This is a genomic window from Sphingomonas beigongshangi, assembly GCF_016820445.1.
Classification (GTDB): domain Bacteria; phylum Pseudomonadota; class Alphaproteobacteria; order Sphingomonadales; family Sphingomonadaceae; genus Sphingomonas; species Sphingomonas beigongshangi.
The window spans coordinates 13,289-27,361 of sequence record NZ_JADHDT010000013.1; the positions used below are offsets into that span (position 1 = coordinate 13,289).

14 protein-coding genes are annotated in these 14,073 nt (G+C 64.1%); 3 read left to right on the forward strand and 11 right to left on the reverse strand.

Going from position 1 to position 14,073, the window contains the following annotated elements; genetic code table 11:
• Positions 1-4: 4 nt before the first annotated feature.
• Genes IQ292_RS17090 through IQ292_RS17100 form a run of 3 tightly spaced genes read right to left on the reverse strand, consistent with a single transcriptional unit; the run spans position 5 to position 3,623 of the window.
• On the reverse strand, positions 5-1,243 hold the full coding sequence (locus IQ292_RS17090; RefSeq protein ID WP_203311539.1) for a thiolase family protein: 1,239 nt from the start codon (positions 1,241-1,243) through the stop codon (positions 5-7).
• A complete protein-coding gene (locus tag IQ292_RS17095; protein ID WP_238941211.1) occupies positions 1,240-2,079 on the reverse strand; it encodes an enoyl-CoA hydratase/isomerase family protein in 840 nt (279 codons plus the stop codon). The genes IQ292_RS17090 and IQ292_RS17095 overlap by 4 nt, the downstream gene beginning before the upstream one ends.
• On the reverse strand, positions 2,076-3,623 hold the full coding sequence (locus IQ292_RS17100) for a class I adenylate-forming enzyme family protein (RefSeq protein ID WP_238941212.1): 1,548 nt from the start codon (positions 3,621-3,623) through the stop codon (positions 2,076-2,078). Before IQ292_RS17100 ends, IQ292_RS17095 begins: the two co-directional genes overlap by 4 nt.
• A gap of 237 nt (positions 3,624-3,860) precedes the next feature.
• Here IQ292_RS17100 and IQ292_RS17105 point away from each other — a divergent pair, with 237 nt between their 5' ends.
• On the forward strand, positions 3,861-4,979 hold the full coding sequence (locus IQ292_RS17105; protein ID WP_203311540.1) for a CaiB/BaiF CoA transferase family protein: 1,119 nt from the start codon (positions 3,861-3,863) through the stop codon (positions 4,977-4,979).
• A gap of 103 nt (positions 4,980-5,082) precedes the next feature.
• On the opposite strand, the gene IQ292_RS17110 is transcribed toward IQ292_RS17105, so the two are convergent.
• From IQ292_RS17110 to IQ292_RS17120, 3 genes are read right to left on the reverse strand one after another with little or no spacing between them, the layout of a single operon-like run.
• Positions 5,083-5,577, reverse strand: coding sequence for a hypothetical protein (locus IQ292_RS17110; RefSeq protein WP_203311541.1), 495 nt, complete (start codon positions 5,575-5,577; stop codon positions 5,083-5,085).
• A gap of 29 nt (positions 5,578-5,606) precedes the next feature.
• Positions 5,607-7,229 (reverse strand): FAD-dependent monooxygenase, encoded by a 1,623-nt coding sequence (locus tag IQ292_RS17115; protein WP_203311542.1) that lies wholly within the window; start codon positions 7,227-7,229, stop codon positions 5,607-5,609.
• A gap of 54 nt (positions 7,230-7,283) precedes the next feature.
• Positions 7,284-7,904: a TetR/AcrR family transcriptional regulator gene (locus IQ292_RS17120; protein WP_062623214.1), complete on the reverse strand. Its 621-nt coding sequence runs from the start codon at positions 7,902-7,904 to the stop codon at positions 7,284-7,286.
• 223 nt (positions 7,905-8,127) lie between these two features.
• Here IQ292_RS17120 and IQ292_RS17125 point away from each other — a divergent pair, with 223 nt between their 5' ends.
• The gene (locus IQ292_RS17125) at positions 8,128-8,697 is read left to right on the forward strand and encodes a recombinase family protein (RefSeq protein ID WP_203311543.1); all 570 of its coding nucleotides are present in this window, start codon (positions 8,128-8,130) and stop codon (positions 8,695-8,697) included.
• Positions 8,698-8,704: 7 nt separating this feature from the next.
• Here IQ292_RS17125 and IQ292_RS17130 read toward each other — a convergent pair whose 3' ends face one another.
• From IQ292_RS17130 to IQ292_RS17150, 5 genes are all read right to left on the reverse strand, one after another.
• Positions 8,705-9,676 carry a hypothetical protein gene (locus tag IQ292_RS17130; RefSeq protein ID WP_042491030.1) on the reverse strand — a complete coding sequence of 324 codons (972 nt, stop codon included), beginning with the start codon at positions 9,674-9,676 and terminating at the stop codon, positions 8,705-8,707.
• A complete protein-coding gene (locus tag IQ292_RS17135; protein ID WP_052811619.1) occupies positions 9,676-10,731 on the reverse strand; it encodes a ParB/RepB/Spo0J family partition protein in 1,056 nt (351 codons plus the stop codon). Before IQ292_RS17135 ends, IQ292_RS17130 begins: the two co-directional genes overlap by 1 nt.
• 68 nt (positions 10,732-10,799) lie before the next feature.
• Positions 10,800-11,663, reverse strand: coding sequence for a NotI family restriction endonuclease (locus IQ292_RS17140; protein ID WP_167334733.1), 864 nt, complete (start codon positions 11,661-11,663; stop codon positions 10,800-10,802).
• Positions 11,664-11,712: 49 nt separating this feature from the next.
• Positions 11,713-12,882: a DNA cytosine methyltransferase gene (locus tag IQ292_RS17145; RefSeq protein ID WP_042491033.1), complete on the reverse strand. Its 1,170-nt coding sequence runs from the start codon at positions 12,880-12,882 to the stop codon at positions 11,713-11,715.
• Complete coding sequence (locus IQ292_RS17150) at positions 12,882-13,070, reverse strand: ribbon-helix-helix domain-containing protein (protein WP_167334734.1); 189 nt, start codon at positions 13,068-13,070, stop codon at positions 12,882-12,884. The genes IQ292_RS17145 and IQ292_RS17150 overlap by 1 nt, the downstream gene beginning before the upstream one ends.
• Positions 13,071-13,157: 87 nt before the next feature.
• On the opposite strand from IQ292_RS17150, the gene IQ292_RS17155 reads away from it, so the two are divergent.
• Complete coding sequence (locus IQ292_RS17155; protein WP_052811621.1) at positions 13,158-14,054, forward strand: NYN domain-containing protein; 897 nt, start codon at positions 13,158-13,160, stop codon at positions 14,052-14,054.
• Positions 14,055-14,073: the final 19 nt, after the last annotated feature.

Below are 14,073 nucleotides of genomic sequence, written 5' to 3' on the forward strand. Positions count from 1 at the left end.
CTCCCTATCGGCCGAGGACGGTGACCGCGACCACGGCCTCCTCCACCCCCAGCACCCCGCCGCCGTTCTGCGCGACCGCGATCCGGGCGCCGTCCACCTGCCGCGCGCCCGCCTCGCCGCGCAATTGCGCGACCAGTTCGTAGATCTGGCCGAGGCCGGTCGCGCCGATCGGGTGGCCCTTGCATTCGAGGCCACCCGACGGGTTCACCGGAATGCGGCCGCCGATGACGGTATCGCCGCGCTCCGCCGCGACGCCGCCCTCGCCGGGTGGCACGAGGCCCAGCGCCTCGATCTCGATGATCTCGCCCATCGCGGTCGCGTCGTGCACTTCCGCGACATCGACATCCGCCGGATCGACCCCCGCCGCCGCATAGGCGCGCGTGGCGGCGAGCCGGGTGACGTGCCGGTCGTAATCATACGGGCTGCGTTCCGAGCTCGTCTGCAACACCGAGGCGAGGATGCGGATCGCCCGCCCGCCGGAAGCGGTCAGCTTGCGCAGCCCGGCGGCGTTGCAGATCACCGCGGCCGCCGCCCCGTCGCTGATCGGCGAGCACATCGGCAGCGTCAGCGGAAAGACGATCGGCGGCGCCGCCAGCACCGCCTCCACGGTGTAGGGTATCCGGTACTGCGCCAGCGGGTTGCTGACCGAATGCATGTGGTTCTTCGCGGAGACCGCCGCGATCTGCGCCTGCGTCGAGCCGTAGGTCTTCATGTGCGCGCGCGACATCGCGGCATAGATGTCCATGAAGACGCTGTAGGGCTGCGTCGATACCGATCCCTCCGGCACGGCGACGCCTTCTCCCATCGCCAGCAGGATATCGCGGTTGCGCGCCGTCTCATGCACGTCCCACGCGCCGTCGAACGCGCTGAACATCAGCGCCTTGTCGGGCGAGCACATCTTTTCCGCGCCCAGCGCCAGCACGACATCGACCGCGCCCGAGCGGACATAGGCACTCGCCATGTGCACCGCGGTCGAGGCGGTGGCGCAGGCGTTCTCGACGTTGACGACGGGCACGCCCTGGATGCCGACCGCGCGCGCCACCAGCTCGCCGCGGATCATGTCCTGCCCTTCCATATGGCCCTGGACGCAATTGCCGAAGAACACCGCGTCGATATCCGCCGGCCCGCAGCCGGCATCGGCGAACGCCTGCGCCACGGCATCGCCCGACAGACCTTTCAGGCTGCGATCGAGCTGCTTGCCGAACTGCGTCATGCCGACGCCGGCGATGAAGATGTCGCTCATTGTCCCGTGAACTCCGGTTGGCGCTTTTCAGCGAAGGCCGTCAGCCCCTCCTGCAGGTCGTGCGAGGTGGCGTAGTCGGCGACGATCTCCAGTTCGCGGCGCAGGCCTTCCTCCAGCGAACAGCCGTCGGCGATCGCGGCCAGTTCCTTCATGCGTGCCAGCCCGAGCGAGCTCTTGGTGGCGAGCGTCTCGACCAAGGATTGCGCCGTCTCGACCAGCGCGTCGCCCGGCACGATCCGGCTCACCAGCCCCGCGCGCTCCATGTCCGCCGCGGGCAAGAACTCCCCCGTCATCATCAACCAGGCCGCGCGCGCCGGGCCGATCTTGCGCGGCAGGCGGATCGAGCCGCCGCCGCCGGGCAGCAGTCCGTAGTTCGCGTGAGCATCGCCAAATCGCGCGCTGTCGGCGGCGACCACGAGATCGCAGCACAGGACGAGTTCCAGTCCGCCGGCCAGCGCCAGCCCGTTGACCAATGCGATCGTCGGCAGGGGCGAGGCTTCGATCCGCGTGAAGACACGGCCCAGCTCGGCGAGAAAGTCGCCCAGCGGCGCGGCGATCGATCCGCCATGCGCATGGAGCGCCGCAAGATCGGCACCCGCGCAGAATGCGCGTCCTGCCCCGGTGACCACTACCGATCGCACCGCCGGGTCGGCCTCGGCGGCCGTGATCGCCGCCTCCAGCTCATGCGCCATTTCGAGCGTCAGGCTGTTCAGCGCCGCCGGGCGGTTGAGCCACACCCAGCAGGCGGGGCCGCGCTTTTCGACGACAATGGTCTCGAACGGGATGGCATGTTCCATGGGGGTGACGGGGGATGCGGCGGGACGGTCGGCGGTCATGCGCCCGAAATCCGGCTGGCATGGCCGGCCCAATAGGGCTCGCGCAGCTTCGACCTCAGCACCTTGCCGACGTTGCTCAGCGGCAGAGGATCGGTGGTGAAGACGACCTGCCCGGGCTTCTTGAACGACCCCAGCCGCCGGCTGACGAGATCGGTGATCTCCTGTTCGGAGATCACCGTGCCCGGCGCGACGACGACCCGCGCGAGCGGCGTCTCCCCCCATTTCTCGTGCGGGATGCCGAACACGGCGGCGGCGATCACCAGCGGGTGATCGGCGATCACGTTCTCGATCTCGGCGGGGTAGATATTGTACCCGCCCGACACGATCAGGTCGTTGGCGCGATCGAGCAGATAGAGGAAGCCGTTGGCGTCGATCCGGCCGACGTCGCCGGTCTTCACCCAGCCGTCGACCATGCGCTGCGCGGTCTCCTCGGGATCGTTCCAGAAGCCCTGCATCTGGCCGTTCTCGAACCTTGCGACGATCTCTCCCGGCTCGTCGGGTCCGAGCACGCGCCCGTCCGCATCGCGGATCTCCAGATCGACGAACGGCATCGCCCGACCCACCGACTGAAGCGGTGTCGACCCTTCGGTCCGGCCGAACCATTCTCTCGGCCCGAGTGACGTGACGGGCAATATCTCGGTCTGTCCGTACGCCGAGTGTAGCACCTCGTCGCCGAAGATCTCGCAAGACTTGCGTAGCGTCGCCTCCGAGATCGGGGCTGAGGCGCTGAGCAGGCACTTCAGCTTCGGAAAGGCATGCCCATGCGGGTTGCCGTGATGGACGACGGCGTTGAGCATCGTCGGGGCGACGAATGCGTAACCGACCTCCTCCCGCTGTAGAATATCGAGGAAGCCTTCAGGGTCGAACGCCTCCATCATGACGTTGCGCCCGCCGATCGCCCAATAGGGCGAGAACATGAAGCCCGAGGCGTGCGACAGCGGGCCTACGTGCAATACCGTCGCGCCCGGTTCCGGTCGTGGGCCGACCGCCTGGAATCCGCCGCAGATCGTCATCCAGGAACGATGGGTATAGGCTACGCCCTTCGGCGCGCCAGTGGTGCCGCCGGTGTGACGGATGACAAGGATGTCGTCGGGCGCGATCGCCGGATCGGGATCGATGTCCGATGCCTGCGCGAGCCAGTTTTCGTAGCGCGCATCACGCACGATCAGGCGGTCGAGGCCCGGCACCTCCGAGTCCAGCCCGGCGATCTCAGGCAACAGCGCCTCGTCGACCAGCGCCACGCGGCATCCGGTGTGACGCATCATGTGATCGTGGGACTCGCACCGGTTTCGCGCATAAAGCGGCACACGAACGAAGTTGCCGATCGCCGCGGCAAGAAAGATATCGACCGCCTCGACCGAATTCTTCTCGAGCGTCGCGACCCTGTCGCCGGGCTGGAGGCCGGCATCGGCCAGCGCGTTCGCCAGCCGCACCCCGCGCGACCACGCTTCGGCGAAGGTGAAGCGACGATCGCCGTGGACCAGCGCCTCGCGGTTCGCGAAATAGGCGGCCGCGCGTCGAAGCTGGGTGCGCAGCTCCATCATCCATGCTCCCGAGCGGCAGCGGCGCGGGGTTGCACACGGCAGATCGGGCAGGTCAGGATATGCGCCATCGGGCCTCTCCACGCACGCCGTAACCGGCATTTTATTGAGCGTAGATCGGAAAGCGCGGCCGACTTGTCCAATGCATTTCGGTCGCGCGATATTCCTGTTCTTCATGTTCGGCCGACACGGAATCGTGCCACGATCCGGCCTGGAGCCTATCAAGGGAGAGGATGGCGCATGAGGGATCACGGGCCGCTCGCGGGCGTGCGGATCGTCGAGATTGCCGGGATCGGTCCCGCGCCGTTCTGCGGCATGCTGCTTGCCGATCTTGGTGCCGACGTCGTCGTCGTGGGCCGGCCCGCGCCCGATCCCGACGCACTCGATCTCGGCAGCGCGTCGATTCTCGACCGCGGCAAGCGGTTCATCCAGCTCGACCTGAAACAGCCCGACGGCGTGGCAGCGGTCCTCGACCTCATCGAGCATGGCGACGCCCTGATCGAGGGGATGCGGCCCGGGGTGATGGAACGGCTGGGCCTCGGTCCCGACGTCTGCCTCGCCCGCAATCCGGCGCTGGTGTTCGGGCGGATGACGGGCTGGGGACAGGACGGTCCGCTGGCGCAGGCCGCCGGGCACGACATCAACTATATCGCGCTGTCAGGCGCGCTCTGGTACGCCGGCCAGCCCGGCACGCCGCCGGTGGCCCCTCCCAGCCTGGTCGGCGATCTCGGTGGCGGCGCGCTCTATCTCGCGGTCGGCCTGCTCGCCGCGATCCTGAGCGCGCGTTCGACCGGCCGGGGACAGGTGGTCGATGCCGCGATCGTCGACGGCAGCGCCCATCTGATGAACCTGCTGCTCAGCCTGAAGGCGGCGGGCCATTTCGTCAGCGAGCGGGGCCGCAGCATCCTCGACGGGCCGCACTGGTACGCGACCTATCGCTGCGCGGACGACCGGTTCGTCTCGGTCGGCTCGCTCGAACCGAAATTCCATGCGCTGCTCCGTGAGAAGCTGGGACTCGCCGACGATGCCGATTTCGCCGATGGTTACGATCCGGCGCGCTGGCCCGATCTCAGGCGGCGTTTCGAGGCGCTGTTCCGGCAACGCACCCGTGATGAATGGTCGGCGCTGCTGGAAGGAACCGACGCCTGCTTCGCGCCCGTGCTCGACCCGGACGAGGCCGCATCTCATGCCCATATGGCCGGTCGGCAGATCTACCGGAGCATCGACGGCGTGCTCCAGGCAGTGCCCGCGCCACGGTTTTCGGTGACGACATCTGCCATGTCAAGCACACGTTCCGTCAGCGAGTCCCGGCCGGGTGCAATCATACGTGAATGGCGGGATCTGCGGAGCCGACCCTGACGGCTTCGAGGGCGGCCGGCTGCTGGCTGCCTATGGTCCCGCGTTGCGGAAAGCGCGCTTGGGGGGGGGAGCGAGGCGCGATTCTCGCGTGTCCGGAACCTCGTCAGGTTCTGCGATGAACGGGACACGGCGGTGGCGCGCCCGATGTGGCGGGCGCGGCGTCGGGGCCATGCGCGCCGATCCCGCCCGAGCGTTCGGTGGGCGCGGCCTGGTAGCACTCGGTCTTCTTGCGCTCGAGCGCGTAGTTGAGGTCGGTGTTCTCGAAGATCGGCCATTGCGCCGCGCCGTACATCACCGAAGCGGCGAAGAAGCCGTCGCTGGCGGTGACGTGGTGCCCTTGGCTGTCGGCGGCCATCGCCTGAAGCTCGTAGCGCCGGGCGAGGCGCGCGAACTCGCGGGTCATGTCGTCATAGCGCTTGATCTGGCCGGCGAGCCCCATCACGCCGCCGGCCCAATCGGAACTCATCGGCGCGGCGTAGTAGTGGAGGCGCGTCTGGTCGAACTCGGGACCGGCCAGCTCTACGATCTTGTCGATCAGCCAGCGCTGATCCTTGAAGCGTTGGACGCGCGCCTGGGTCGTGAACGGAACGGTGGGCATGGTGGAACTCCGTTGGCGGTCGGAAGAGGTCAGGCGGCGTGCAGCAGCTGGTGAAGCGCAGCCTGGCAGGCGGTCGTGTCGAGGCCGTCGCCTCGCCAGGCGACGAAGCCGTCCGGCCGCACGAGCAGCAGCGCCTGCGCGTCGTCGGCATGAAGGCCGTAGGCCGCGAACAGCTCGGCGCGCTCGACTCGCTCCACCCGCGGGTGCGCCGGCATGTCGAGCCGCGCGGCGATGCGGGGCGTTACGCCGGGCATCGCATCGAGCCCGGCCGCGAGCCGGTCGGCCGTCTCCGCATCGAGCCGCTTGCGCGACAAAGCGAGCGCGGTGAAACCGTAGCCCGCGATCAGATCAAACAGGTCTCGGCCCCGGCGTAGCGGCGCATCGGGCGCACGCTCGCCAGCCTGCGGACCGGCCTTGCCGTCCCTGGCCGCGCCGGGCTCGGCATAGCCGACGTCGATCTGCGACAGCGCGCGGAAGGCGAGCGTCTGCACCCGGTCGAGCTGCGAGGCGGGACCGATCACCAGCGGCGCGAGCGCATCGCGCAGCTTCGCGCGCCAGCCGGTCTGCGAGGCGCTGATGTCGAACATGCGGTCGGACAGTTCGAGGACGTGGTGCGCGACGGGCAGCCGCTCGGCCTCGTAGCTGTCGAGCAGCGCGTCGCCGGCATCGCCCTTCAGCACCGCCGCCAGCTTCCAGGCGAGGTTGGCCGCGTCCTGGAGCCCGGTGTTCATGCCCTGACCGCCGGCCGGCGAATGGATGTGCGCGGCATCGCCCGCGACGAACACGCGACCGACGCGGTAGCGGTCCACAACCCGGTGCTGCGACGAGAAGCGGGTCAGCCACACCGGATCGTGCAGCCGCACCGGCCGCACCGCCGCCTCCGCGAACCCGGCCTGGAGGTCGGCGAGGTCGAGATGCGACCAGGCCTGATCCTGCGTCGGCTGCGGGTCGAGGTCGGTGGTCATCACCCGCGCCGCGCCCTGCCCCTGGAACGGCACGTACAGCCCGAGCCGATCGCCGTTGAGGAAGACGCGGAAGCGCTTTTCCGGCAGGTCCCAGTCGACCTGCACGTCACCGAGCAGGAACGCCTGCGGGTATTTCGCCCCCTCGAATGACAGGCCGAGCTGGTGGCGGACCAAGCTGTGCGCGCCATCCGCGCCGAGCAGGTAGCGCGCCCGGAACGTCAGAGGCGAGCCGTCCGCCCCGGCCGCCTCCACGACGACCGCATCGCCGTCATCGCGGAAGCTCTTGGCCTCTACACTGCGGTCCACCACCAGGCCGGCATCGGTCAGCGCCTCGATCAGCACCGCTTCCGTCCCGGCCTGCGGGATCATGGTGATGAAGCGGTATGGCGTGTCGTCGGCATGGGCGTGATCGAAGTGGAAGCCCCCGGCGCGCTTGCCGCCGACGAAGATGTCAAAGTCGCTGTTGGGCACGCCGTGCGCGAACACCCGGTCCGCGAGCCCCAGCGAGGCGAACAGCTCGACCGAGCGCGACGACATGACGCCAGCCCGCGACTCGGCCGAAGGCTCAGCGCGCTTGTCGATCACCCGGACATCGACGCCGCAGCGGCGCAGTAGGTAGCTCGCCATCAGGCCGGTCGGCCCGGCGCCGATCACCAGCACGTCGCACGAGATCACGTCTGCCGTCACGATCAGCCCTTTCGAAGACGGCTGACCATATAACTGATCAATCAGTCAGTAAAGTTACATCCTTAGTGCCGGCGCGATCAAGGAGGCGTAATGGGCCGCGAACGCGGTGACCTGCTGCTCGTCGCGACCAAGCAGTTCCGGGTGAACGAATCCCAGCTCGAAGCCGAACGAGACGATTGCGTCGGCGGTCCGGTCCGGATCGGACGTGGCCGGCCACTCGCGGCGCAGCCGGTCCGCGACCGACGCAACGAGGGTGCGCCGCGGCGTCATGTCGGCGAAGCGGCGGGCGAACCCCGCATCCAGCAGCACCCGATCGAACAGGATGCGTAGGCGAGGCGCGAGCCGGCGCATGGCGCCGGTGATGAAGTCGAGGAGTTCGCGCACTTCCGCCTCGGCGCTGGACGCACGGGGCCGATCGAAGAAGCCGGTGTCGCGCATGGCAGCCTGCTCGTCCGCCCCGGCGCGCATCACCGCCATCAGCAGCCCTTCCTTGCCGCCGAAATAGTTCTGGATCAGCCCTTCCGAACAGCCCGCCCGCGCCGCGATGGCGCGGGTGGTCGTGGCCTTGAAGCCGTGGATGCTGAACTCCGCCTGCGCGGCATCCAGCAGGGCCGCCTCGCTCCTGGCGCGATCACGGCGACGGGGTTCCTTTGAAGGTGGTTGCTCCTCGTCCATACGCTAGGCTTACACGATCCCGCTTCCCCCGTCGAAAGCTCACAACCTTCTTACCTACCCACGGAACTCCGGCCGTACGTGGCTGCCTTCCCGCAAAGGAACCTGTGACGGGAATCCGGTCGCGCCGATCGCGCTGACGGTCGCCTGCGGGTTTCGCTTTCCCAAAACCTGTTCCCGATTTACAATTCCCGAAACTGCCGATTTCGACGGGGAAACGGGAAAGATGCTGATCGGCTATGCGCGTGTTTCGACGGCCGATCAGGATTTGACGTTGCAACTCGATGCGCTGGCAAAAGCCGGGTGCGAGAAGGTGTTCACCGACAAGGCGAGCGGCGCGAAGATCAACCGGCCGGGGCTGATCGAGGCGCTGGGCTTTGCGCGCGCCGGCGACACGCTGGTGATCTGGAAGCTCGATCGGCTCGGTCGCTCGATCCAGGGCCTGATCGCACTGGCCGCGGACCTGTCGGAGCGGGGGATCGACTTTCGATCGCTGACGGACGGGTTCGACACGTCCACCGCCTCAGGCCGGCTACTGTTCCACATCCTCGCGTCGGTCGCGGAGATGGAACGCGAGCTGGTGAAGGAGCGGACGATCGCCGGACTGGCGGCAGCGCGCGAGAAGGGCAGCACGGGGGGAGGGCGCAAGCTGGTGATGACGCCCGACAGGATCGACACGGCCCGCAAGCTGCTCGCCGTGGGCGAGAAGCCAGCGCGTGTCGCGAAGGTACTCGGCGTCGGCCTCTCGACCTTCTATCGCCAGTTTCCTGCCAGCGAGCGCGTTGAGCTGACCTAGAGGTCAGTTATGCAGCCTGCTGCTGCGCTTGATCCGCAAGGAAAGCGCCAGGTTCGATCGGCGCTGCCATGACCGCCACTATGTCAGCAATGGTCCGGTCGCCCCCATCCAGTCGGCGATCCAGCAGCTCGGTCAACCGCAGCCGATCGATCAAGATGCTCTGGTGGGCATCCGAGCCAACCCACCGCCCCGTGGGAACGCGATAGCAGATCGGAATAAAGAGAACCGTGGCGGGCTTATGGAAAAAGTTGAAGAAGCGTTCCAGGCTCCATGGACTCGCCTCGAAGCGTTTTTCCGGCCATCCCTCCTGTTGGGCCGCGCATTGGCAGAAAACTGAAGGCACTGCTGCCGCCGCATCCTTCCATTCGTACAGAGCCACAAGATCGATGCCAGCGTCGCCGACATTCTGCTCAGACAACTCATTAACATGATCTAGGATGAGCTTATCCCGCGTCTTGTCCGCCAGCGCCTTCAGTGCGTCTTTGAGCTTATTGCCGAACTGAGGGCGATCCAGGCCGCCGGCACCGAAGTGATAGACGTTCCAAGCGGGGTAGAGTCCGGGCAGCGCCTCCCGGCACAACGCCTCAAACTCCGCTGCGGCCCTAGCCCGATCGGGCCTGTCAAACATCTTGAGACGCGACTGACTTAGCAGTGCCGCATAGACACGATGATAATCATCATATTCGGCCTTCAGCTCGATTACGTCGTGCTCGACCACAAAGGGATACCAGCGCCCAAACGCGATCTGTCGGTATCGAAGGTGCTGAAAGGCGTCCTCCGTCAGAGCCTGGATGCGCTCGTTCGTTTCCGCATCATTGGCGGCATCGAGTTCCCGGAACAGGCCTTCACCGCCCTTGGCAGTGACAAAGGACTCGATATCGCCTCGCGAGATAGGGGTGTTCTCGAATAACGCGATGATCTCACAAAGATCAGCGACGATATGAGGCGAGCGGTCGTTGATAACGCCATAATCCGGCATCAGTTATCGTCCGCGAGTGAGCGGAGCGATTTCGCCTGCTTGAATATGTTGCCGATGCGCGTGATGTGCGAATTATCAAGTTCGACAAGGGCGATCATGCCGACAGCCTTCGTCACCTGCATCTCGGCCGCCGCTAGAACCGAAGCGAAATCGTCAGACAAGCCCTTCGTGCGCCCGTAAGCACGATCGAGGCTCTCTCCCTCAATCAGCCGCTTTGTCGCCTCGGGATCGGCGAGGATGACGGCGAGCTTCTGAATGTTTCGAGAGTCACCGAGTCGGGTTTCGCCCTCACTGTCCTGCTCGAACATCCACCGGATGAGATGCTCAACGTTCTTCTTGCGAAGGCAATCTGTGTCGACGAATGGATCACCGCATGAAGCAACGAAGTCCAATACGCTGTCGTAGCCGACCGCGGTACTGACAAGCGAGAATGATATGTTCTCCTCGTCCAAGCCGGGAATAGCATAGAAATCTGCACGTTCTGCCGCTTCATAGATCGCCAAACCGTCAAGTTGCCGCTTGATATAGGGTGCTTGACTGCCGATCCCGCGCGCCACTTCAACATAGCGGGGATAGGGCTTCGCACCATCATCGGTATGATGCTGGAAATAGTTGGCTATGTAGCGTGCTTTTGCGAGTGGCTCCCACTGTTTAACGCCGGTGATATGTCGATAGCCAAGGTAATTTATTACGTCGTCCCGATCTGGAAACACGACGCATGGTATGCTCGTCGGTCGATGCTCGGCCTCATCCGCGATCTCGCGAATTTTTCGACTCTTCGCGTACAGCTCAGGCTGCTGCAACAATTTCAGCGCTGTCAGCCGCCTGTTGCCCTCGACAACGATGAACTTATTGCCGTCGCCCGGTATAACGATCAGCGGCTCGCCGGGAAAAAAGCCATTCTCGGCTATGGCCGTCATGATCTCTGCGATTGAGGTCGTTCGAGCGATATAGGTAATCATTGTCGTCTGCTGACGACCGATCGTAGTCGGCAGACGGGGATTTTGCTCGTCCAACAAAAGCTGGTCTAGGCTGATATCCCTTGTGTCACTCATTACCCTTACTGCCCCTTAACTACGCAGCGCAGAACAGCGCCAAAACTAACAGTCCCAGCCCCTCGCGTTTACGAGTTCAAAGGGCCTTCATTCTCATGCTCTTCCAACCCCTCAGGAATGTCACCCGCGTCGATCAGATCAGCTAGATTAACAGCGCGAACCAAAGATTTCCTAATTTGGTCGGTGAATGCTTCCTTGAGCGGCGCATCCTTGTAAAGGATCGCATTTTGCAAGTTGGTATGGCTGGTCCCTTCAACCGTCACCAAACGGGGCCGGAACTCACCAGGTCGCGTCGGATCGCTCTCCAAGCAATAGGTCATGAAGATGATGTTGACCTGCGGATCGTTCTTCACATCGGCAGTCTTCATAAAAGCCGCACGACCCAGGATGTACTGGTAAACCTGCTCGGGAATGACCGCGACGATCTTCGTCTTCCAATGATGGTGGAAATAGCCCTTACGAATTAGCTGGGTGATATACCGCTTGTAGACGTTGTCCCAGTTGAACCCATAGGTCGGGCGCTTGTCGAGATCCTCACCCGCGCGCAGCGCCTGATACGCCTTGAACACCGAACCTGTTATGTCGATCGCCTGCAACTCAACCGACAGGAATTGCTCGATCTCATTGTCGGCACCGACATCGGCGATCACGAAATCGACATTGCCGAAGCCCGCCATCTTCACCTCGGGTGCAACCTGGGGGTTCACAGGCTTCGCCCCTGGCCAGCAATGCGCGATCACCTCAGTCAGAAAATCGACTGCGTAGAACCGTTTCGGGCAAACGAAAATGAGGTCCTGCACCGGGTCAGCATCGCCGTCGGTGCGCTTCCATAGGCTACAAACGGGATAGGGCTCATCAGGGAGCTGCGTGCTGCGTTTGGGGCATCGCGACTTGATGAACGGACACTCGAAAGCAAGCGCTGCCGGGTTCACACCCTTCTGCGCTCGCCATCCTAATACCTCACCAACAATCTGCTCAGGGTTACACGGCAATCGCAAGGTCCTCCGCGCCGTGGCCCGCTCGCCGGCTACGGCCTGGCGTAACGGTATCGGCGCGGAGCAACGCTTCTGCAATGCGTTTGCCGAGCAAAGGCGGAACGGCGTTGCCAACTTGCACGAACTGCTCGGTCCGACTGCCTTTGAAATCAAAGAAATCGGGGAACGATTGCAACCGGGCGGCCTCTCGCACGGTGAAGGAGCGATTCTGAACCGGATGGATATAGGCGCCCCAATGCACATCACACTTGGTCAGGATCGTGCAGGCAAGATCAGTCTTGCGCGGTCGACCATAGCGTTTCGTATGATCGCTACGCTTGGCGAGCTTCATACCAGCAGGAAGCAGATCGTGCGGAATGTCGCGCCACGAGCCGCCGGGGGGAATATGGCGCATCCGTTCCAGATTGATGGACGCCAGCCGTGTCGCCGAGTGATTATAGGCGAGGCGGCAATCCCCGCGCAGCATGGCCTGATAGGCCGTCTTTGGTCGCCCGCCAAAGGATGGCAGGCCACGGTCCTCACCATTCTCCAACTTCGGCAAATCGGAGATCGCATCCCATACTGTGACGAACGGCTGCAAGCCCTTGCCGTGGGTGGGCTCGGGAAACAGAATGGGCGCTCCGACCCGATTTGCGATAAACACGACGCGGCGGCGCTCCTGCGGCACACCATAATCCTCGGCGCGCAACACACGCATCTCGACCTGGTAGCCGAGACGGTTCATCTCCTCGTAAATCTGGCGCACGATCGCGCCACCGGCGATCGATGTGATGCCCGTCACGTTCTCCATGACGAGCCAGCGCGGCATGATACCCTCGACAATGCGCAGGTACTGGCGAAACAGCCCGGCTCGGGGATCGTTCGCGCCGCGCTGGTGATTGTAGACGGAATAGCCCTGGCAAGGCGGCCCTCCGCAAATTACGTCGATCTCACCACGCTTCTTGCCGGCCGCATCCAGCAACTGTTGCGGCGTCACCTGCTCGATCGGCCCGCCGATAAAACGCGCCTCGTGGTGGGTCGCCGAGAATGTGCGACCTGCCATGTCGTCGTAATCCTGGCCGGCCAAAACATGGAAGCCAGCCTGTCGGAACCCTTCGGAAAGCCCCCCTGCACCACAGAAGAGGTCAATCACCGTTTTCGCGGTATCGGCGATCATCACCGTCCCCCTACTGCTGCCAAGGGCAGCGGTATCTGACCGTCATCTTCCTTCGCGCGCTCCAACAGCGCACAGATGGCATGGCGTCCAAGCCAAGCCTTGGACACCTTCGATTTTTCGGCGATTTGCGCCAGCGCATCGGCCTCATCATCTGAAAGGTTGACAGTCAGCCTGTTTTTCGAGGTCATATCCGACTCACTATGCGGCATGGTGCTGCACTATGCAGCTATCGTGTTTTCGGATAATCGGCAAGCTAGATACACGGAGATGGTCACATGCAAATCGGAAGCACCATTTTTGTTGATTTCGATAACGTGTTCACCGCGCTGTGGGGCATCGATGAAGGTTTAGCGATCCGGTTCGCATCCGACCCGGCCGATTGGCTTACACGCTTGGGAACGCTTGATACCGATGAGCCCCGGCGTTGGCTCGTCGCGCGTTGCTACATGAACCCACGAGGGAACGTCAGCGCACCTGGGGAGCGAAACGATCGTCTCTGGTTCTCTAATTTCCGCACGAACTTCGTTCGGGCAGGTTTTGAGGTGATCGACTGCCCGCCGCTTACATGGGGCGCCAAAAACGCAGCTGATATCCGCATGGTCATCGACGTGCTCGACCTGCTGGGCCATCGCACTCGCTTCGGTGAGTTCGTGTTCCTTTCCGGCGACTCCGACTTCACTCCTCTGCTGCACCGGTTAAGGGCGGAAGACCGTCGAACTACCATTTTGTCGCCGGGGCATCTGGCAGCGGCCTACACATCGGTTGCGGAACGCGTACTGGGGCTTGATACGCTCGAGACGCTGCTCACCGAAACCGGTGGCGACGTACCCGATCCAGCCAAAGTGAATGCAAACGAAACTGGCATGTCGGAGGATGAGCGAGCTTTCGGGCATTTTATTCGCCAGCGATACAAGGCCGCAACCGGGCCGCTTAATCTCGCTACGCTAGCTCACGAAGCAAAACACAAATGGGCTGATGCGAAATCCAGTGATTGGTTCGGTAAAGGCACTTTCCGAAAGGCTCTTGACGGCTTGGCGCTGCCGAACGTCCGTTTCCTTAATAATCAGCTTTGGGACGCAGAAAGGCATGTGGCGCCTGCCACCCCGCAAGCCGCTGCACCATCATCTGGTGACAAGGATCACCTGCCACCCGATCAGGAGCATCTGGGTTAGGTACCACGCTCTTGGTCGC